The sequence below is a fragment of the Prevotella sp. oral taxon 313 genome (assembly GCF_003043935.1).
GTDB lineage: Bacteria > Bacteroidota > Bacteroidia > Bacteroidales > Bacteroidaceae > Prevotella > Prevotella jejuni.
Map to the genome: position 1 here is coordinate 3,309,157 of NZ_PYXE01000001.1, position 20,313 is coordinate 3,329,469.

General features: G+C 41.6%; 17 protein-coding genes. 11 read left to right on the forward strand and 6 right to left on the reverse strand.

Annotated features, from left to right (window positions below):
* Positions 1–59 precede the first annotated feature (59 nt).
* Positions 60–410: an immunity 51 family protein gene (locus tag AXF23_RS12950; RefSeq protein WP_107625587.1), complete on the reverse strand. Its 351-nt coding sequence runs from the start codon at positions 408–410 to the stop codon at positions 60–62.
* Positions 400–747 (reverse strand): hypothetical protein, encoded by a 348-nt coding sequence (locus AXF23_RS12955; RefSeq protein ID WP_089365877.1) that lies wholly within the window; start codon positions 745–747, stop codon positions 400–402. Before AXF23_RS12955 ends, AXF23_RS12950 begins: the two co-directional genes overlap by 11 nt.
* Before the next feature lie 1,698 nt (positions 748–2,445).
* On the opposite strand from AXF23_RS12955, the gene AXF23_RS12960 reads away from it, so the two are divergent.
* From AXF23_RS12960 to AXF23_RS13010, 11 genes are all read left to right on the forward strand, one after another.
* Positions 2,446–3,222: a dihydroorotate dehydrogenase electron transfer subunit gene (locus AXF23_RS12960; protein ID WP_009012061.1), complete on the forward strand. Its 777-nt coding sequence runs from the start codon at positions 2,446–2,448 to the stop codon at positions 3,220–3,222.
* 119 nt (positions 3,223–3,341) lie between these two features.
* On the forward strand, positions 3,342–4,250 hold the full coding sequence (locus AXF23_RS12965) for a dihydroorotate dehydrogenase (RefSeq protein WP_009012060.1): 909 nt from the start codon (positions 3,342–3,344) through the stop codon (positions 4,248–4,250).
* A gap of 557 nt (positions 4,251–4,807) precedes the next feature.
* Entirely contained in the window at positions 4,808–6,160 is a 1,353-nt protein-coding gene (gene ffh, locus AXF23_RS12970; RefSeq protein ID WP_089365908.1) for a signal recognition particle protein, read from the forward strand.
* A gap of 32 nt (positions 6,161–6,192) precedes the next feature.
* Positions 6,193–7,077, forward strand: coding sequence for a bifunctional methylenetetrahydrofolate dehydrogenase/methenyltetrahydrofolate cyclohydrolase FolD (folD, locus tag AXF23_RS12975; RefSeq protein WP_107625588.1), 885 nt, complete (start codon positions 6,193–6,195; stop codon positions 7,075–7,077).
* Entirely contained in the window at positions 7,078–7,257 is a 180-nt protein-coding gene (locus AXF23_RS12980) for a tetratricopeptide repeat protein (RefSeq protein ID WP_107625589.1), read from the forward strand.
* A 12-nt stretch (positions 7,258–7,269) separates the two neighbouring features.
* On the forward strand, positions 7,270–7,503 hold the full coding sequence (locus AXF23_RS12985; RefSeq protein ID WP_004360126.1) for a 4Fe-4S dicluster domain-containing protein: 234 nt from the start codon (positions 7,270–7,272) through the stop codon (positions 7,501–7,503).
* A 3-nt stretch (positions 7,504–7,506) separates the two neighbouring features.
* On the forward strand, positions 7,507–8,592 hold the full coding sequence (locus AXF23_RS12990) for a 3-methyl-2-oxobutanoate dehydrogenase subunit VorB (RefSeq protein WP_107625590.1): 1,086 nt from the start codon (positions 7,507–7,509) through the stop codon (positions 8,590–8,592).
* Between the two features lie 18 nt (positions 8,593–8,610).
* Complete coding sequence (locus tag AXF23_RS12995) at positions 8,611–9,378, forward strand: thiamine pyrophosphate-dependent enzyme (RefSeq protein ID WP_089365871.1); 768 nt, start codon at positions 8,611–8,613, stop codon at positions 9,376–9,378.
* Positions 9,379–9,405: 27 nt separating this feature from the next.
* Positions 9,406–9,948, forward strand: a complete 543-nt coding sequence (locus AXF23_RS13000) for a 2-oxoacid:acceptor oxidoreductase family protein (protein WP_009012055.1) — start codon at positions 9,406–9,408, stop codon at positions 9,946–9,948.
* A gap of 702 nt (positions 9,949–10,650) precedes the next feature.
* A complete protein-coding gene (locus tag AXF23_RS13005; protein WP_199222197.1) occupies positions 10,651–11,799 on the forward strand; it encodes an OmpA family protein in 1,149 nt (382 codons plus the stop codon).
* A 724-nt stretch (positions 11,800–12,523) separates the two neighbouring features.
* Positions 12,524–13,288 (forward strand): acyl-[acyl-carrier-protein] thioesterase, encoded by a 765-nt coding sequence (locus AXF23_RS13010; protein ID WP_107625592.1) that lies wholly within the window; start codon positions 12,524–12,526, stop codon positions 13,286–13,288.
* A 306-nt stretch (positions 13,289–13,594) separates the two neighbouring features.
* Here the strand turns inward: AXF23_RS13010 and AXF23_RS13015 are convergent, their stop codons facing one another.
* From AXF23_RS13015 to AXF23_RS13030, 4 genes are all read right to left on the reverse strand, one after another.
* Entirely contained in the window at positions 13,595–15,487 is a 1,893-nt protein-coding gene (locus AXF23_RS13015) for a RecQ family ATP-dependent DNA helicase (protein WP_107625593.1), read from the reverse strand.
* A 102-nt stretch (positions 15,488–15,589) separates the two neighbouring features.
* On the reverse strand, positions 15,590–17,314 hold the full coding sequence (recJ, locus tag AXF23_RS13020) for a single-stranded-DNA-specific exonuclease RecJ (protein WP_009012050.1): 1,725 nt from the start codon (positions 17,312–17,314) through the stop codon (positions 15,590–15,592).
* Positions 17,315–17,562: 248 nt separating this feature from the next.
* Positions 17,563–18,765: a C1 family peptidase gene (locus AXF23_RS13025; RefSeq protein ID WP_107625594.1), complete on the reverse strand. Its 1,203-nt coding sequence runs from the start codon at positions 18,763–18,765 to the stop codon at positions 17,563–17,565.
* Between the two features lie 83 nt (positions 18,766–18,848).
* Positions 18,849–20,255: an aminopeptidase P family protein gene (locus tag AXF23_RS13030; protein WP_107625595.1), complete on the reverse strand. Its 1,407-nt coding sequence runs from the start codon at positions 20,253–20,255 to the stop codon at positions 18,849–18,851.
* Positions 20,256–20,313 lie beyond the last annotated feature (58 nt).

Consider the following 20,313-nt stretch of genomic DNA (forward strand, 5'->3'; position numbering starts at 1 on the left):
GCCTGTTATCTTGTAGTTAGACTATAGGTCAGTAATAGAAATGCCCCGTTAGGGAGGTGCTATTCGATTTCTACTCTTAAAAACAAATCCTTTATTAAAGAGTCATTATCGCATATCTCTCTAAACTTCAGTATGAAATCCCTTAAGGCATCAGCATCTGTAGCATAGGCACAATACATGCCTGCTTCTGGATCATGGTGTATGGTAGCTTTTAATTCAGGCATATATTCTTTCAAGAAAGCTTTGGCCAAAGCACACCAGTCATATCCATTCCCTTCAAAGCCCTCTTCTTCTCTTGTTTCAAAAAGTTCTTGTTTGTATTCTCCTGTACTCAAACATACAGAGAATAGATCTTCATGATTGACCCAGAAAAAGGGTGCTATCTTACTTTTGAAATGTTTAGTGTCCATATTGTTCTAACTGAATAAAGAGTTCATCACTGTTAGTTTTTATTCCTTCTCGGTATTTTGCTGGGATTTTATTACCGCATCGTTCGAACCAATCGTTAAACACCTTTTTCCACTCTTGCACCTTCTCTTTCTTGATTAGAAGGTTTGCATTAACAGGAAACCTCTTCGCTAAAGACACTAATATATCGATATGAGTCATTACAGCTTGAACTGGTTTATTAGCTGTTTTAAGCCATTCTATGTTCTCTTCTATCTGCCTTAACGCTAAGTTGATATACCGTGCATTCTCTAATTCGGCCATTTCATTTCCTTCTGGTGCAGTACTAAATATCCTCATACTTTATGTATTATAATTTACAACCTCTACTTTAAGGTTCTTGATGTAGTCTTTTAGTTTATTCAACCCTCTTATTCTATGACCTGTCCTATCTCTTTGCAGAGTAGTCGACCAGTCTTGGCATTCCATGTGTAGGTAATGTCTCCACTTATATCCGTTATGGAATCGTTCAAACAACACATGACAGTGAGACTATAAATAATAAAAGGTAAGTGATGAGTCTTCTCATATTCTTATCTGATATTTAAGCTCATCTTTGTCAATTGTTATAGGACGAGCAGGTGCACTTTATTCCTTAGTGATAGCTGCAGAGTAATGGTTTCAAGTGCAAATCTACATATTCTTTTCCTTAAAAGCAAATCTTCATATATTCTTTTGAGTGTTATGCTTATTCTACCTTTGGTCTATTTGTCATTTTTTACGCCTATCTCTTGAGCGATTTTATCCCTGTCCTCTCTCCGAATCGAGTGGGGAACGATAATCGAGATAGGGCCATGTATGATTGTATGCAGCTTAATAAACGCTTTACATTCATGTCATTTGCGTAATTCTTAGTACTGTTTATTCAATCTTCTACACTTAGATTAGTAGTTTCCCTTTGTGCCACACGTAGCTATATGCTGCTTCTGTTAATTGTGTTATATCCCCTTCTTATTTTCATGTGTCAGTGTTTTATATTTTATTATGCCATTCTGTCTATGTACATTCCGTCTTTTTATCATTCGAATGCCCCATTGTCTTTGTATATTTATGGTACTTTGTACGATTAGGAAAAGTTTTAACATGAATCATTTGAGTGGTTGAGGCTAACGATAACGTAGATGGGTAAGAAAAAAGCTCATAACATTCAATAAGTCAGTTGGTTATGATTACCTGTTGAGAAGGACGTTATTAAGGGATAAGAAGGGCGTCTTCAAGCCTCAAGAAGGGCATGTTCTTGAACGTAGAAGGGCGTCTTCTTGAAGCATGAAGGGCAAGTATTGGTTGTGAGATAAGCGAAAAAGATTTACAGAGTGAACTTACTGTCACTTATTGTAAGTCTATGTTTCCTCCTTCTTTCCTATCTTCTATCAATGTTTTCACGCTTTTCGGATGATGTATGGATGTTCCACATGTGAGGAAAAGAAGATGATGAAACCTGTTACTCCGCCAAGCATCGTTCACTCTGTTACCTTGTCTATCATATTCTGGCTAAAAGTGTTTACACTGTCTTAACTATATCCCGTCTCGGAAGACTTGCGTAACTATAGTCATAGTAAGGTTATTCAGTCAAAATCAAATTTGCTGTCATTACTGTCATTCGATGTTGTCATTTAACTTGTTAGTAATCAGTAGTGTTACACGAAATGTTAAATATGACAGCAACTTAAAATAAAAATAATTCTTGTATAATGTGTTGTGTTTTCCTTCTGTCAGTAAGGTGAGTTATTACCTCATAATGTCAGAGCATCAGTTAACAATCAAGAGTTCAAAACAGCGTGATTTATTATTGAGTTGTAGGCATGGCGAGAGAGCTCACAGCTTAATGTTAGTCTGTTTTAGGGATAGTATTCATGGAGGAAGTATATCACAGTCTTTTTATGAGTGAATAACATGCTAACCCCATTTTGGTAAGATTTATTTCTGTTTTTTACGTCAATCAGCTAATAATCGAGATATTTTATCTATATTTGCATTGTGTTATAAAGCAAAGCAAAGATGAAGAAGTATGTCCTCGACTTGAAGGTATCTTCTGTGGAGAGAGTCAATGCAAGGAATGTCCTTATTAAGTTGACAGATGATAAACCACTCCCAGAGATGCTGCCTGGTCAGTTTGTAGAGGTGAGAGTGGACGGCTCACCTTCTACCTTTCTTCGCCGTCCTATATCCATAAATTTCGTTGATATTGAGCGTAATGAGCTGTGGCTGCTTGTAGCAACAGTAGGAGAAGGAACGCATGCGCTCGCACGCTTGCGCAAAGGCGACATGTTAAACTGTGTGCTCCCATTAGGTAATACGTTCACACCCTTGGCAAGTTCGTCAGAACGAGTACTACTCGTTGGTGGCGGAGTAGGGGTGGCTCCACTATTATATTTCGGTAAGCAGATAAAGGAAGCAGGCGGAACACCAGTCTTCTTGTTGGGTGCTCGTACAGCAGCCGACTTAGCTGAAATATCGCTTTTTGAGCAGTATGGAAGGGTATGTATAACCACTGAGGATGGCTCAGCAGGTGAGAAGGGGTTTGTCACAAACCATTCAGTTCTGTCCACAGAGCGTTTTGACCGTATATCTACGTGTGGTCCTAAGCCCATGATGAAGGCCGTAGCACATTATGCCTATCAAGCCTCAATCCCTTGCGAAGCATCGTTAGAGAACATGATGGCCTGCGGAGTCGGTGCTTGTCTGTGTTGTGTAGAGAAGACAACAGAAGGTAATCTATGCGTATGTAAGGAAGGTCCTGTCTTTGATACACGTAGATTGATGTGGGGAGAATAAATCAGAAAGGAGTGGTAGGAGACTTTGTTTGCTTTTATTAGGTCGATAAAATGAATCGTCTTAATAAGGTTGATAGAAGGAGAATACCACAATGTTTCGTAAAAATAGATGATTATAATATGGCTGATTTAAGTGTAAAGATAAGTGACTTACATCTCAAGAACCCCGTGATGACGGCCAGTGGTACTTTTGGCTATGGTTTGGAATTTGCCGATTTCGTACCATTGGAAGAGATAGGAGGAATCATCGTCAAGGGAACGACGCTGAAGCCACGAGAAGGAAATGACTATCCGCGCATGGTGGAGACACCTCAAGGGATGCTAAATTGCGTAGGCTTGCAGAATAAAGGTGTAGATTATTTCATCGAACATATCTATCCTCAGATAAAGGATATCGACACGAATATGATAGTTAATGTGAGTGGAAATTCTCCAGAGACGTATGCTGAGACGGCAGAGAAACTCGATGCGTTGGAGAGAATACCAGCTATCGAGGTGAATATCTCCTGTCCAAACGTGAAAGAAGGCGGTATGTCGTTTGGTGTCACCTGTTCTGGGGCAGCTTCAATCGTGAAGGCTGTACGCGAACACTACCATAAGACGATGATAGTCAAGCTATCACCTAATGTCACAGACATCGCCAGCATTGCACGTGCCTGCGAAGATGAAGGTGCCGACTCAGTGTCGCTGATAAACACGTTGATGGGAATGGCAATCGACATAGAGCGTCGTCGCCCTAAGTTGAGTATTCGTACAGGAGGGTTGAGCGGTCCAGCTGTAAAACCAGTAGCAGTCCGAATGGTCAATGATGTGGCAAAGGCTGTAAAGATACCAGTCATTGGGTTGGGGGGTATCTCAACTGCGGAAGATGCGATAGAGTTCCTTATGGCGGGTGCCACTGCTATCCAAATAGGTACAGCAAATTTCCTTGATCCTCAAGTAACGATAAAGGTGCGTGATGGTATTAATGATTGGCTCGATCGTCATGGCTGTAAGTCTGTAACAGAAATCATTAATTGTCTGGCATAGACATGTAGGGTAAGGAAAGGTGTAGGAATAGTTCGTTACATGGAAGACGAATGGTGATAAATACTGTCATTGTTCGTAGATATGGATGGACGAGCAAAGTCTTATAACCGTAGTTCCTTAAAGAAAAGCTAAGTGCTGACAATGTCTCTACCTCTTTTATAAGGCGATGTCAGCACTTATTTTCGTTTATTAGTTTAAGAGATATCTGCCTTTGTGGTTAGTCTTTAGGCCGAGTGTAAATGCAAAACAGGTGGTATCCGCTCTTAGAAGACCATTAGTCTTACTTTTAATCAGCAAGATTAGAAATGTAATCAATATCAGTTGAAGAAAGATACTTAGATAGGATTAATTCCTACCCCTCATTGGTGAAGTTGGAAAGTGGGGTAGAGAAGGTTATGTTTTACATTTTTTTGCACAAAGTCTATTTATGTGCGCATTATTATAAGGAGCGTGTTTTAAAATACATTAAAATAGGGGTTGTTCGCTTGCTGTATTATTTCTCTTTTTATTATCTTTGTAAGATAGAATCAGAAATATATAAGTTTACTTTTAAAGCAATGTTTGAAAATTTAAGTGATCGTCTTGAACGCTCCTTTAAGATACTCAAGGGAGAAGGAAAGATAACAGAGATAAATGTAGCAGAAACCTTGAAGGACGTGCGTAGAGCACTTCTTGATGCCGATGTTAACTATAAAGTAGCTAAGTCGTTTACAGATACTGTAAAGCAGAAGGCATTAGGTATGAATGTGCTTACAGCCGTTAAGCCTGGACAACTCATGGTTAAGATAGTACATGATGAGTTGGCAGAATTGATGGGTGGCGAGGCTGTTGGTCTGAATTTGTCAGGTCGTCCTTCAATCATTCTTATGAGTGGTTTGCAAGGTTCTGGTAAGACTACATTCTCTGGAAAGTTGGCAAACATGCTTAAAACAAAGGAACATAAGAATCCTTTGTTGGTTGCTTGTGACGTCTATCGTCCTGCAGCTATCGACCAGTTGAAGGTCGTTGGAGAGCAGGTGGGAGTAGCTGTCTATAGCGAACCAGAGAACAAGAATGTAAACGAGATTGCTGATCATGCACTTGCAGAAGCAAAGGCAAAGGGGAATGACGTAGTTATCATCGATACAGCCGGTCGTTTGGCCGTTGATGAAGAGATGATGAATGAGATTGAGAGTCTCAAGAATCATGTTCATCCCGACGAGACTCTGTTCGTTGTTGACTCAATGACAGGTCAGGACGCAGTGAATACTGCCAAGGAGTTCAATGACCGTTTGGATTTTAATGGCGTCGTTCTCACAAAGCTTGATGGTGATACGCGTGGTGGTGCGGCGTTATCAATCCGTACTGTCGTCACAAAGCCAATCAAGTTCATTGGTACAGGCGAGAAGATGGAGGCTATTGATGTGTTCCATCCAGGTCGTATGGCCGATCGTATCTTAGGTATGGGTGACGTTGTCTCACTTGTAGAACGTGCGCAGGAGCAGTTCGATGAGGAAGAAGCAAAGCGTCTGCAGAAGAAGATACAGAAGAACCAATTTGATTTCAACGACTTCTATAACCAGATACAACAAATCAAGAAGATGGGTAACTTGAAAGACCTTGCTTCTATGATTCCTGGTGTAGGCAAAGCTATCCGTGATGTTGATATCGACGATAATGCCTTTAAGGGTATTGAGGCTATTATCCAGAGTATGACACCGAAGGAGCGCACGAACCCAGAATTGCTCAATAACTCCCGTCGTCAGCGTATTGCAAAGGGCTCTGGTACCAATATACAAGAGGTAAACCGACTCATTAAGCAGTTCGACCAGACTCGTAAGATGATGAAGATGGTTACTGGCTCGAAGATGGCTGGTATGATGGGCAAGATGAAAGGTATGCCGGGTATGCCAAAGATGCCGAAGATGTAAGAAACACATATTCATTAAATAATATCATTACTATGGAATATCAGTTAATAGACGGAAAGGCAACAGCAACTGCAATAAAGCAGGAGATTGCCGAAGAAGTGAAGGCCATTGTTGCCGCGGGTGGTAAACAACCTCATCTGGCTGCTGTATTGGTGGGACACGATGGCGGAAGTGAAACCTATGTTAAGAATAAGGTCATTGCCTGCGAGCAGTGTGGATTTAAGTCTACACTCATTCGTTTTGAGGCTGATGTTACAGAAGAAGAGCTTTTGGCTTGTGTGGATAAGCTGAATAAAGACGAAGATGTTGATGGCTTCATCGTTCAGCTTCCTTTGCCAAAGCATATCGACGAGCAGAAGATTATTATGGCTGTCGACTATCGCAAGGATGTGGATGGCTTCCATCCTATCAATGTGGGTCGTATGGCGATTGGTTTACCTTGCTTTATCTCAGCTACTCCATTGGGTATCCTCACCTTATTGCAGCATTATCATATTGAGACTTCTGGTAAGAAATGTGTCATCTTAGGCCGCAGCAATATTGTTGGTAAGCCTATGGCACAGCTGATGATGCAGAAACAATATGGTGATTCGACGGTAACAGTATGTCACTCTCGTTCAAAGGATTTGAAGAAAGAGTGCCAAGAGGCAGACATCATTATTGCAGCTATTGGCAGACCTGAATTTGTAACAGCTGATATGGTGAAGCCTGGTGCAGTGGTTATCGATGTCGGTACGACACGTGTAGAAGACAAAACACGCAAGAGTGGTTTCAGACTGTGTGGTGACGTGAAATTTGATGAGGTTGCTCCTCTTTGCTCTTTCATAACTCCTGTCCCTGGTGGTGTTGGTCCTATGACCATCTGCTCACTGATGAAAAATACACTTGCGGCAGGCAAGAAAGAATATTATAAGTAGATGACAGCAGAAGAATACTTCCAACGAGGTAATGAATGCCGACAGAGAGGCGACTGGCAGGAAGCCTTAGCTAATTATATGGAGGCTATCGAGTTGGACCCTGATTCTCCAGCAGTAATCGCAAAAGAGATGCTGGAGAATATTCTCAACTTCTATAACAAGGATGCGTATAATCCTTAAAATACAAAAACTATGAGCAAGATGAAAGGTGCCATTGTAGTAAACACAGATCGATGCAAAGGATGCCAGTTGTGTATCGTTGCATGTCCCAAGGATGTTATTGCATTGGCTCAGAAAAAAGTAAATGTCCACGGCTATCCGTATACAGAGTCTGCACGACCAGATGATTGCATCGGTTGTGCTGCTTGTGCTACGGTTTGTCCTGATGGCTGTATCACGGTCTATCGTAAAAAAGTGGAGGAATAATTTATGGCAGAACAAGATGTAAAACTAATGAAGGGTAATGAGGCTATCGCTCATGCAGCTATCCGCTGTGGCGCTGATGGCTATTTCGGTTACCCTATCACTCCTCAGAGTGAGATAATAGAGACACTTGCAGCATTGAAGCCATGGGAGACAACGGGTATGGTTGTTCTTCAGGCTGAGAGCGAGGTGGCTTCTATCAATATGATATATGGTGGTGCTGGTGCTGGTAAGCGTGTGCTAACAAGTTCTTCATCACCTGGTGTAGCTTTAATGCAAGAGGGTATCAGCTATATGGCAGGTGCCGAACTTCCAGGCGTCTTTGTAAACGTTCAGCGTGGTGGACCAGGTCTTGGAACAATCCAACCAAGTCAGAGTGATTATTTCCAAGCGACACGTGGAGGAGGTAATGGCGATTATAATGTGATTGTATTGGCACCAAGCTCAGTACAGGAGATGGCTGACTTTGTTGACTTAGCATTTGAGTTAGCATTCAAGTATCGTAATCCTGCAATGATTCTTTCTGATGGTGTGATTGGTCAGATGATGGAGAAGGTTGTCCTTCCACCGCAGAAGCCACGTCGTACAGAGGAAGAAGTCCGTAAGGAATGCCCATGGGCTTCAATGGGACGTACCGCTGGTCGTGAACCAAATATCATTACCTCTTTGGAATTGAAGCCAGAGATAATGGAAGAGAGAAACCTCCACTTACAGGAGAAGTATCGTCAGATTCGTGAGAATGAGGTACGCTTTGAGACGCAGCAATGCGAAGATGCAGACTATGTAATCGTTAGTTTCGGTAGTGCAGCACGTATTGGCGAGAAGGCTGTTGAGCTGGCTCGTGAGTCGGGATTGAAGGTCGGCTTGTTCCGTCCTATTACTTTGTGGCCTTTCCCAAGCAAGCAACTTGCAGAGTTATGCAAGGGTAAGAAGGGTGTATTGGTTAGTGAAATCAATGCAGGTCAGATGGTACAAGATGTTCGTTTGGCTATCAACGGAGCTTTACCAGTAGAGCATTTTGGTCGCTTAGGTGGTATCGTTCCTGACCCTGAAGAGATAGTCAAGGCACTCAAGGAAAAGTTAGTAAAGTAAGAAGGGAGGACGTATATTATGGCAAATGATATCATTTCACCTGAGAATCTGGTGTATAAGAAGCCAACATTGATGAACGATACGACGATGCACTATTGTCCGGGTTGTTCTCATGGTGTGGTTCATAAGTTAGTTGCAGAGGTTATCGAAGAGATGGGAATGAGTGATAAGGCGATTGGCGTATGCCCTGTAGGCTGTGCTGTGTTCGCTTACCGTTATCTTGATATCGATTGGCAGGAGGCCCCTCATGGTCGTGCTCCGGCTGTAGCAACAGGTATTAAGCGCCTTTGGGAGGACCGTTTGGTCTTCACTTATCAAGGTGATGGCGACCTCGCTTGTATTGGTACAGCAGAAACAATCCATGCTTTGAACCGTGGCGAGAATATTCCTATCATCTTTATTAATAATGCCATTTATGGTATGACAGGTGGACAGATGGCGCCTACTACGCTTATGGGTCAGAAGACTGCAACTTGTCCATACGGTCGTGAACCAGAACTGCATGGCTATAATCTGAACATTACGGAGTTAGCAAGTCACTTGAAAGGAACCTGCTATGTAACTCGTCAGAGTGTTGACACCGTTGCTTCAATCAATAAAGCGAAGCGTGCTATTCGTAAAGCATTTGAGGCAAGTATGCAAGGAAAGGGAAGCTCATTAGTAGAGATTGTTGCAACCTGTAACAGTGGTTGGAAGCTTTCTCCTGTTAAGGCTAACGAGTGGATGCGTGAGAATATGTTCCCTGAATATGAAAAGGGTGATTTGAAAGACACTACAGGTCTTTAATCCTTCCCTATATAAATAAGGTGTAAAATGAAAAAAGAGATAATTATTAGTGGCTTCGGTGGTCAGGGCGTACTCTCTATGGGTAAGATCTTGGCTTATTCGGGACTAATGGAAGATAAGGAGATAACATGGATGCCTGCTTATGGACCAGAGCAGCGTGGTGGTACAGCCAACGTTACTGTTATTGTAAGCGACGAACGCATCTCTTCTCCTATCCTTAGTAAGTATGATGTTGCGATTGTTCTGAACCAACCTTCGCTTGATAAGTTTGAACCAAAGGTTAAGCCAGGTGGTATTCTTATCTATGATGGTTATGGAGTATTCAATCCTCCTACGCGTAAGGACATCACCATCTATCGCATTAATGCTATGGATAAGGCTGCTGAGATGAAGAATGCAAAAGTGTTTAATATGATTGTTCTGGGTGGTCTGCTTAAGGTTTGCCCTGTTGTCAGCACTGATGGACTAAAGAAGGCACTCTTCAAGAGTCTTCCTGAACGCCATCATAACCTCATCCCACTAAATATGGAAGCAGTGGAAGAGGGAATGAAAATCATTACTCAGCAATAATTAAGTGGTAAACAACAATAGTAACTATTGTTATAATAAAGGAATTTAACCTGATTTTTTATAACTCTCTAATTTGTTTAAGGGACCTAAGCAGTGATGCTACGGGTCCCTTTTTCTTTAGAAAACATCTTATCCTTCAAGATTGTGTCTTCTTGTATTTGTCGTTGAGGGCTGAACAGATATTGTTTCTGTTATCATGCTAATAGCTTCTCATTAGCATGCAAGCAATCTTCTAACAACAGGTAGAAGTCTATTATGGCAATCCGCTGCTTGGTGTTACAAGTTAGCAGGATTCATATCAACTTATAGAATCATATTTGTAGAGTGTTCGCATGATTGCAGAAAGTTGGAGGTAGAACTTTCGATAGCCGTGAGTGAAACAAACGATAAGGGCCTGTTCGAACCACTTTGTGGACTTCCAATAATTTTGAAATATCGCTTTCGGTATTGAAGAGGGTTCTCCCTACAATATATGTGATATAGCCCTATTGTTTCACATGTTATTATGTTACAATAAGATAAAAGATATATAACATTGTTCAATATTTCCATCTTTATGGTTTCTTATGCTCATAATATAGGGGCCTGTGCATTTTTTATCTAAAAAAATTTGGCTGTCTCATTATTTTTTTATTACTTTGCAGCGAGTTTAAGACACTGACATTATAGATTTTACAAATATTAATTAATTCAGAGAAAACAATGAAAAAGTTAGTTTTAATGTTGGCTGCTGCTTCTATGGCAGCATCTGTTTCTGCTCAGACTGTAGCAGAGAGCAAGACATTTGATAACATCTACGTTGGTATTAACGGTGGTGTTGCAACAAAGACAACTGGTCATAAGTGGTTGAGCGACCTCGATCCAAACGCTGGAATCCGTATCGGTCGTTATTTCACTCCAGTATTCGGTTTGGCTATTGAGGGTAATGCATACTTCTCTAACAAGCCTTGGACTTCTACAGGTACTGTAGTTCGCGCTACTAACGCAAGCTTGCTCGGTACTGTAAACCTTAGCAACTGGTTCGGTGGTTACAAGGGTGAGCCACGTACATTCGAGGTTAGTGCACTCTATGGTCTTGGTTGGATGCACGTATTCACAAGCAACAAGGCATTCAAAGATGCTACTGCTGACAACCGTAACCGTATGACTTCAAAGGCAGCTCTTGATTTCGCTTTCAATTTCGGTTCAGAGAAGCAGTTCCAGTTCTACGTAGAGCCTTCTATCAATTTCGCATTCTTGGGTCAGTCAAAGAACAAGGAATTAGTTGCAACTGGTAATGCTTTGAATCCAGTAGCTTTAGCTGATCATCAGGAGTATGGTTACAAGGCAGCTTCACAGGCAGGTCAGCCAGCTTACAACATCAACAACTCATTCGTTCAGTTGAATGCTGGTTTCATCTACAAGTTTGCTAACTCTAACGGTACACACAACTTCACAATCGTTACTCCACGTGACCAGGCAGAGATCGATGCTTTGAACGCTCAGATCAACGAGCTCCGCAACCGTAAGCCAGAGGTTATCACTAAGGAGGTTGTTAAGGAAGTTCCTTCTGTTAAGGTTAAGGAGTTCACTGTATCTGACCTCGTATTCGTAACATTCGCTCAGGGTAAGTCTGCTCTTACAAACGACGCTAAGGCTGCTCTTAACAACGTTAAGGAGGGTGTTCACGTTCAGGTTGTTGGTACAGCTTCTCCAGAGGGTTCTAAGGAACTTAACGATCGTCTCTCACAGGCTCGTGCTGACGTAGTTGCTAACTACCTCAAGGGTCGTGGCGTTATCGTTGACGAGGCAACTGGTAAGGGTGTACAGGGTGTAACTTCTAACCGTCTTGCAGTTGTTTACGTAAAGTAATCTAAACGAGTAAGTTAAGAAGGACAATCCTTCAAACAATAACAATAAGGGATGCATCTTTAGGGTGCATCCCTTTTTATTTTGCTTTTTCGTAATCAACTTACTGCTTGTCATATAGTGCGATCTCTGTGAGAAACAACACACTTAACATGTCTCATATATGTCATCTTATCGAGCGGGAAAGTCCTTCTTCCACAGAGAAGCATTGAATTTTGCACGCAAATAGAATCTATATATAGGGCCTATCCATTGTCTTAACGTAAACTTTTTTTGACTCTCAAGAGAGTAATACATGGTCTTTTAGATAGAAGAAGAGGCCTAACAGTATTCAAGAACATGCTCTTCTTGGGTGATGAAGACGCCCTTCTTGCCTCAAGAAGGGCGTCTTCTTTAATGCAATATGTAACATATTGATACAATGTGTGTTACGAATTTTATCTGAAAGGATATTATACCCCAACATAAGGGGTGTTCTGCTCGACTATGTGTAATGATTTTTCTTAATCCTATTAATCCTCATGAAGAGTGAGGTTAAATGTTTGAACTGTTCCCTAAGAAGTGGAGTGTGCCTTCTTTAGATATAACGATTCATTTCTACTAAGGGCAACTACGAGTCTTCAGATTTTCTTGCTTACATAGAATATAATGACAATTTTTCCGTTATAATAATAAGTTAGGCATTGGTAAATGCATAAAGTAAATGTTCGTGTAAGATAAGTGTAATATGGAAAAGTTATCAAAGATAGGAAGATATGAGTTTTTGGCTGAGCCGTTTCATTGCGACTTTTCCAATCATTTGTTTATGGGTCACTTAGGCAATCACTTGTTGAATGCTGCTGATTTCCATAGTAATGATCGTGGTTATGGTATGAATTATCTCAATACTGTCAATAAGACGTGGGTGTTGAGTCGCTTGGCTATTGAGGTGGAGGACATGCCGAAGGCCTACGATAAGTTTTTCGTAGAGACTTGGGTGGACAGTGCTCTGAGGTCTTTTACAAGCCGTAACTTTAAGATAGTCGGGGAGTCTGGGCATGTTTATGGTTACGGAAAGAGTGTGTGGGCCATGATAGACCTTGATACACGTCATCCTGCCGACATACTTGCCGTTCGTGGCGGCTTGATAACTGAGTATATAGAAACCGAATATCCTTGTCCGATAGAAAAGTCTTCACGTGTGAAGCTATCAGTTGGTGCAACTCCAATCCGTTCAATCGACACTTATTATAATGATGTAGATATCAATGGGCATATAAACTCAGTCAAGTACATAGAGCATGTATTAGATCTGTGGGACGTAGCTTGGTATAAGCAGCATTGTATCAAGCGTTTTGAGATAGCATACGTAGCAGAATCTCATCAAGGAGATAGACTCCACTTCTATCGAGAGGGTCGGGATTCAGATACTGATTTTGATGTTAGAATAACCAAGAGTAATAGAGACAGCGCAGAAGTAGAGGTTTGTCGTTGTAGAGTTCAGTTTGTTTGATGCCAATCAAATATTAGTAGAACCAACGAGAAGCTGTTGGTTCTTACTGATGCGAGCCTACAATAAGTAGGCTGTATCTACAAAATAATTTTTCCTGTCACATCTGTCATGCTTTATGAGTATCTAACTAATTAGATTGCAATGAGTTAGTTCTAAATGTTAAAATGACAGCAAATGAATTTAAAAATAAATTTGTTATAAACGTTGTATTTCAGCTTTAATTTTAGTCCAATTAGTGAGGACTCCAATAAACCGAGATGTGTTGAGACCTACCACATTAATCCATGTATCAGAAGACCAAATCTTTTAGGGTAGAAATAAGAAACTTCCATCCAAAAGGATCTCCTCTTCCAGAATCATCTCTCGCATAACCTGCTGAACAAGGTCCCAATCATCATTCAGTTGACGAATCTCTGTAATAGCATGCTTATGCCCATCTTCTAAGAGTGTCAGCAGTTGTTTTCTGATTTGTTCTTTCTCGTTCGTATCATCTTCTTTGGTATGCGATAAGCAGACATCACATTGTCCGCAGTCGGTTGATTTATTTTCTCCGAAATAGGAAAGTAGCTGTCTGCTGCGACACACTCGCTCATTTTGTGCGTAATTGATAACAGAGTTGATGCGTTTGATAAATTCTTCTTTTCGATTTTCATATACCTCTTTACTAAGAACAACATCAACACCGTCAATACGATCTTGTGTGTAGCTAATAAGTGGTATATTCTTACGAGGGATGAAATTGATGATACGTTTTTTACTAAGATTGGTGAGTATCATGTAGGTTTGGTTTCTATCCAACCCAGCTTCCTGTCCAAGATAACTTTCATCTATGTAGCCATTGTCGGAGAAGAGTCCACCATAATTGCGAAGTAGTGCTGTTACGATATCGTCTTCTTTATCGCTCAGCGAGTCTAATCGGTAAAGTTCATCCCTATTGAGAAGGAAGCGAACACGTGCCTTAGTGTCTGGGTTAAGTTCGTAATCAATATATCCTGCTCGTTGAAGGATGGTCAATGCTGCGTTAACACGTATGGGAAAATGCTTGAAAGTATTGCAGAATTTGTCAATCGGAAACTCAAATATACATCCGTAGCCACTCCCAACGCCTATCTGATAGAAGTAGGCTAAGTGTTCATAGACTGTTTGGATATAGTCTTTAGGTGGGAAGGTATCTTCGATGCGCTTCTGCAGTGTGCGTCTGTCATTGCCATTATAAAGTAGAACGGCGTATGCCTTATTACCATCACGACCTGCACGACCTGCCTCTTGGAAGTAAGCCTCCAATGAACTCGGGCAATCAATATGGATAACTACACGTACGTTAGGCTTGTCAATACCCATACCAAATGCGTTCGTCGCAACCATGACACGTATCCTATCAGTCTGCCAGTCGTTCTGGCGTTGGTCTTTAACACCAGGTTCTAAGCCTGCGTGATACCATGTAGCCGAGATACCATGTTCTGTGAGCATCTTTGCAATCTCCTTTGTGCGTTTTCTGCTACGGCAGTAGACAATAGCTGTCTTGGGTAAGGATTGCAGAATATGTACCATCTCGGCATCTTTGTCCTCAGTTTGGCGTACGACATAAGCTAAGTTCTTACGCTCAAAGCTCATTCGGAAGACATTCTTCTCTTTAAATCCTAAGCGGTCTTGAATATCATCAACGACATCTGGTGTAGCTGTTGCAGTTAAGGCAAGGATAGGTGCATCAGGTACTAACTTTCGGATGTTCTCAATCTGTAAGTACGAAGGGCGAAAGTCATAACCCCATTGACTGATACAATGGGCTTCATCAACAGTGATGAAACTCACTTTTATGTGTCGTAGTTTTGTTTGAAAAAGGTCAGACCCTATACGCTCAGGAGAGATATAAAGCAACTTTATACCTCCAAAAGAGCAGTTATCCAAGGTTGATACAATGTCATCATGGCGCATGCCAGAATAAATAGCAGCAGCAGTGATGCCTTGTTGACGGAGATGGTCAACCTGGTCTTTCATCAACGCAATAAGAGGAGTAATGACCAGGCACACTCCTTCTTGGGCTAATGCTGGTACTTGGAAAGTTATGGACTTTCCTCCTCCTGTTGGCATTAGTCCTAAGGTATCCTTTCCTGAACCGATACTCTCGATGATGTCCTTCTGAATACCACGGAAATCAGGATAGCCCCAATATTGATGAAGAATGTCGAGATAAGACATTAAACTACATGCTTTGAACGATGAACATTGAGGTTTGAGCTTTTGGACTTTAGGGTTGATAGTCCTTATTGTTGATACAAATAATACAGATCAATACAATTGTTAGCAATCCTCAGTAGGTCTGATATCTTCTATTTGCAGTTGAACAGATCCACGCTTAAAGACGTTATCTTCAATCGTGTAGGCAATGTCAAACGAGCGTTTTGATTTGATGTAACGGGCTGAAGCACTCTGTCCGAAAGCGATACCATTCATTACGTTGTTGGATTTAGAGTCAACCAGTTCTAACTTGATATGCTCTTGCTCGCGTCCTACAACCTTACTTGTTCCAAAGTCGTAAACATCTAACGTACAGAAGAGTGGTTTGGGATTGCCAGGACCAAATGGGGCAAAGCGTTTCAAATCAGTGTGTAGCTTTTTGGTTATATCCTTAAAGTCGATAACAGCATCGATGTCGAGGATTGCCTCGCGCTGTTCAGGCTCAATGTGCTGTTCTACGTAGGCTTGGAAGCGTTCACGGAACTCCTTTACATCTGCCCACTTCATAGTTAGTCCGGCTGCGTATGTATGTCCACCAAAGTTCAATAATAAATCACGACAACTCTTAATCGCTGCATATACATCGAAACCAGCTACACTACGTGCAGACCCTGTAGCAAGGTTCTCGTCACGTGTTAAGACTACTGTCGGACGGAAATAGATTTCAGTCAGACGAGAGGCAACGATACCTATGACACCTTTCTTCCAATGCTCATCATAGAGGACGATACTTGATTGGTGTTTCTGGCTCTCCAAACGAGCAACAATCTGGTTGGCCTCTTCTGTCATCTGACGGTCTACATCCTTTCGTTGTTCGTTGTATTCGTCAATATGCTTTGCTTGATCGAATGCCAGACTGTATTCTCTTTCAACAAGTAGGTCAACACTCTTCTTGCCATTCTCCATACGGCCGCTGGCGTTAATACGTGGTCCAATCTTGAAGATAATATCGCTCATAGATAATTCACGACCATTCAATCCACAGATATCTATAATGGCTTTCAATCCGAGACTTGGGTTTTGATTCAACTGTTTCAGTCCGTGGAAGGCAAGAATACGATTTTCGTCTACTACAGGAACTAAATCGGCTGCAATGCTGACAGCACAGAAATCGAGTAGGGGAACAAGTCGAGAAAAGGGGATATTGTTGTTCTTTGCAAATGCTTGCATGAACTTAAAACCTACACCACAACCACAAAGGTTTTTGAAAGGATAAGTGTCATCTGGTCGTTTTGGGTTAAGGATAGCTACTGCAGGAGGCATCTCTTCATCAGGAACATGGTGGTCACAGATGATAAAGTCTATTCCCTGTTCCTTGGCATAGGTTATCTCTTCGATTGCTTTGATGCCACAATCGAGGATGATAATAAGTTTAACTCCAGTTTCTTTGGCAAAGTCTATTCCCTTCTTGCTCACTCCATAACCCTCATCATAGCGGTCGGGGATGTAGTAATCGATGTTTGAATAGAATTGTCGTAAGAATTTATATACCAACGCTACAGCTGTACAGCCGTCTACGTCATAGTCTCCGTAGACAAGAATACGCTCCTTATGCCCCATAGCATCATTGAGACGGTCGACAGCAGCATCCATATCCTTCATTAAGAAAGGGTTGATGAGGTCTGCCAACTGAGGACGGAAGAACCGTTTTGCAGCACTCTCCGTCGTTATACCACGACGTATCAGCAGTGAAGCAAGAATAGGGCTAATACCTAACTTCTCTCCTAAGTCTTTAGCTGCATTGTCCTGAGTCTCTGTAGGTGGAATGTAGTTCCATTTAAATTGCATTTTAAGTTGTTTTTATTTCTGTCCGTAAAGGTACAAAAAAAAAGCCAAATGAGAATGTTATGTGGCGTATTATTTGGTTCTGTTTTTTTTATGATATTAACCCTATTAGGCTAATTAGCTCAATTGATAATAAAACAACAATCCCGCTCAAATTGCTTAGAGCGGGATTGTTTATGATTTATAGATTGTTGAAATGATAATATCAGTAAGGCTTGTTCTTTGTTATCAATTCAACTTGTTTTATTCTTTTAGAGACCCATCTTCTTGCGGATATCCTTAGGAATAGCATTCTTGTTTACCATATAGTCCATGGTGTTAGCTGCGATGAAATTCTTGCTCATATACCAGATACCCTTGTAATCGCCAGTCTCACCCCATGAGTTCTTTACCATGTAATATTCCTTACCATTCTGATCTTTAGCGATACCGAAGATAAGCATACCGTGGTCGTCAGTAAGTTCCCAGTTATCGAAACGATCCTGACGCTGCTGCTGTGTAGGAACAACCTCTGGTACGTTTACACCGAGTGAGTCGATGATATCCTTCTTCTTTGCTGCAGAAAGACCGAGCCAATGAGCCATATCACTACCCTTCATGCTCTCAACCTTCTTACCGTCAACCATGTAAGCCAAACCCTTACGAGTGAAACCAGGCTCACTAACGTCGCCACCCCATGCTACAGTGTAGCCGTTCATGACAGCGTTATCAATGATACGCATCATCTCATCCATTGGGAGGTTATAAGACAATGGGTTGCGCCAGTTATCCTGTACCTCAACAGCAAACTGTGAGTAGAATGGGTGATGTGTGTAAGAAGTAATGGTTACATAGTCACTCCAGTTCAAACCAAGACTTGCTGCGAAGCTCTTTGGAGTGTACTGCTTGCCTTCGTAAGTGAATGTCTCTGGGCATTTGCCAAGATAAGCATCGAGGATACCCTGCAAGCCCTGCTTCCACTGACCTGAAATCTTGTTTGCCTTGTTGCGTGCAATACTGTTTACGTAAGGCTCTAACAATGAGAAGAACTCATTGAAATTGTTCAATGAATCACCATAGAGTGAGCCTGGGAATGGCATAGCACTCTCTGGACAAATACCATGAGTCTCAAGGGTGTGCAATACATCGTATGCAGAGCCACCTTGAGCAAACTGGCAATCACCATGCAAACGTACTACTTGGATAGCACGATCCATATATGTCTTATTAGCTACAAAGCTCTCACAAAGATCGTAAGTCTTACCAGTCTTCTTCAAAATCTCAGCCTCAAAATAACTGAGAGTTGAATAGTCCCAACACGTACCAGAACGGTTTTGGTCTTTGATACTTGTAATTGGATTTTGCTTTACTACTGTGAAAACAGGCTTGTTTGAGGTTGCACCCTCTTTCTTGTCTGCGGCATTAGCACCTAACGCAAGCAAAGCGAACAATGCTACTACTAAAGTTTTTTTCATAAGTTGTTCCTTATAAATCGGGTTGCCGTTGTGAGTGATACTCTTGCGGCAACCTTGATGTAAATATTAATTAAAATGTTTTATTACTTTCGGTTTGCTGCAATGAAATCTTCAACATCCTGTGGATGATAAGGAATAATATCCTTGCCAATGAAGCGGCAACCATCCTTGGTAATGAGAAGGTCATCTTCAAGACGAATACCTCCAAAGTCCTTGTACTCATCCAACTTATCAAAGTTGAGGAAATCAGCACAATGTTTCTTTGCACGCCATTCATCAATCAATGCTGGGATAAAGTAGATACCTGGTTCATCGGTAACAACAAAGCCTTCTTCCAAGCGTCGACCCATACGTAGACAGTTTGTTCCAAACTGCTCAAGGTTAGGACGTGTCTCTTCATCAAAGCCCACATTAATCTGGTCGAATGACTCCATGTCATGAACATCCATACCCATCATGTGACCGAGGCCATGAGGCAAGAACATAGCATGAGCACCAGCAGCAACGGCAGCATCGGTGTCGCCCTTAGCCAACCCAAGCTCTTTCATTCGGTCAAAGAGAATGCGGCAGATTGCAAAGTGAACATCCATATATTTAACGCCAGGCTTAGAAAGCTTCAATGCTGCATCGTGGCACTCTTCTACCACCTTATAAATCTCCAATTGTCTCTGAGTGAATTTACCACTTACAGGGAATGTACGGGTATTATCAGAGCAGTAGTGGTTGATGGTTTCAGCACCACAATCACAGAGAGCAAGGCGACCAGCCTCCAATACAGCCATTGAAGGATTACCATGCATAATCTCACCATGCTGGGTGAAGATAGTAGGGAATGATACCATTGAGCCGTATGAGTTGGCAATACCACTAACCTGACCACCGACGAACAGCTCTGTCACACCAGGCTTGCCCAGTATCATTGCAGTAGTGTGCATCTTATGTCCAATAACAGCAGCACGCTCCAGTTCTTCGATTTCTTCCTGTGTCTTTACAGAACGCATCTTAACAATCGCATGAATAAGGTCCATGCTTGCTGACTCTTTCTGCTGGTTTGGGTGAATACCAAAAAGATCAAAGATTTGAATCATGATGTCAGCACGATAAGGTGGTAAGAAATGAACCTTACGATGCTCTCTTAGTGCATTGTTGCAGATAGTCTTCAATCCCTTCATGTTGACGGTGTTAGCTACGCCCACAGCGTCTGCCATATCTTTTACAGAGTCAACACTACCATACCAAACAATGTCGTCAATATCAATATCATCGCCAACGAGAGTCTCGGTGTCATTGTCAATATCAATAACACCAACTAATCCGTCACGTTTTTGACCGAAATAATAGAGGAATGATGAGTCCTGACGGAAAGGATAATATCCATTCGCAGGAAAGTTTGCAGGCGACTCGTTGTTGCCAAAAAGGATAATAATACCTTTCCCAACAAGCTTCTTTAGCTCTGCACGGCGCTTTACATAGGTTTCTTTGTTAAACATATTTCAATTATTAGTTGGTTTGATTGCAAAGATAGTTATTTTTGTTTGAAAGTTATTA

What these genes read in the sequence shown, in the direction of transcription:
- AXF23_RS12965 (WP_009012060.1), top strand. Translation starts at nt 3,342, where the DNA reads ATGGCTGATTTAAGTGTAAAGATAAGTGACTTACATCTCAAGAACCCC.
- recJ (WP_009012050.1), bottom strand. Translation starts at nt 17,314, where the DNA reads ATGCAATTTAAATGGAACTACATTCCACCTACAGAGACTCAGGACAAT.
- AXF23_RS13005 (WP_199222197.1), top strand. Translation starts at nt 10,651, where the DNA reads ATGAAAAAGTTAGTTTTAATGTTGGCTGCTGCTTCTATGGCAGCATCT.
- AXF23_RS13025 (WP_107625594.1), bottom strand. Translation starts at nt 18,765, where the DNA reads ATGAAAAAAACTTTAGTAGTAGCATTGTTCGCTTTGCTTGCGTTAGGT.
- AXF23_RS13000 (WP_009012055.1), top strand. Translation starts at nt 9,406, where the DNA reads ATGAAAAAAGAGATAATTATTAGTGGCTTCGGTGGTCAGGGCGTACTC.
- AXF23_RS12950 (WP_107625587.1), bottom strand. Translation starts at nt 410, where the DNA reads ATGGACACTAAACATTTCAAAAGTAAGATAGCACCCTTTTTCTGGGTC.
- folD (WP_107625588.1), top strand. Translation starts at nt 6,193, where the DNA reads ATGGAATATCAGTTAATAGACGGAAAGGCAACAGCAACTGCAATAAAG.
- AXF23_RS12995 (WP_089365871.1), top strand. Translation starts at nt 8,611, where the DNA reads ATGGCAAATGATATCATTTCACCTGAGAATCTGGTGTATAAGAAGCCA.
- AXF23_RS12980 (WP_107625589.1), top strand. Translation starts at nt 7,078, where the DNA reads ATGACAGCAGAAGAATACTTCCAACGAGGTAATGAATGCCGACAGAGA.
- AXF23_RS12960 (WP_009012061.1), top strand. Translation starts at nt 2,446, where the DNA reads ATGAAGAAGTATGTCCTCGACTTGAAGGTATCTTCTGTGGAGAGAGTC.
- AXF23_RS12955 (WP_089365877.1), bottom strand. Translation starts at nt 747, where the DNA reads ATGAGGATATTTAGTACTGCACCAGAAGGAAATGAAATGGCCGAATTA.
- AXF23_RS12985 (WP_004360126.1), top strand. Translation starts at nt 7,270, where the DNA reads ATGAGCAAGATGAAAGGTGCCATTGTAGTAAACACAGATCGATGCAAA.
- AXF23_RS13030 (WP_107625595.1), bottom strand. Translation starts at nt 20,255, where the DNA reads ATGTTTAACAAAGAAACCTATGTAAAGCGCCGTGCAGAGCTAAAGAAG.
- AXF23_RS13010 (WP_107625592.1), top strand. Translation starts at nt 12,524, where the DNA reads ATGGAAAAGTTATCAAAGATAGGAAGATATGAGTTTTTGGCTGAGCCG.
- ffh (WP_089365908.1), top strand. Translation starts at nt 4,808, where the DNA reads ATGTTTGAAAATTTAAGTGATCGTCTTGAACGCTCCTTTAAGATACTC.
- AXF23_RS13015 (WP_107625593.1), bottom strand. Translation starts at nt 15,487, where the DNA reads ATGTCTTATCTCGACATTCTTCATCAATATTGGGGCTATCCTGATTTC.
- AXF23_RS12990 (WP_107625590.1), top strand. Translation starts at nt 7,507, where the DNA reads ATGGCAGAACAAGATGTAAAACTAATGAAGGGTAATGAGGCTATCGCT.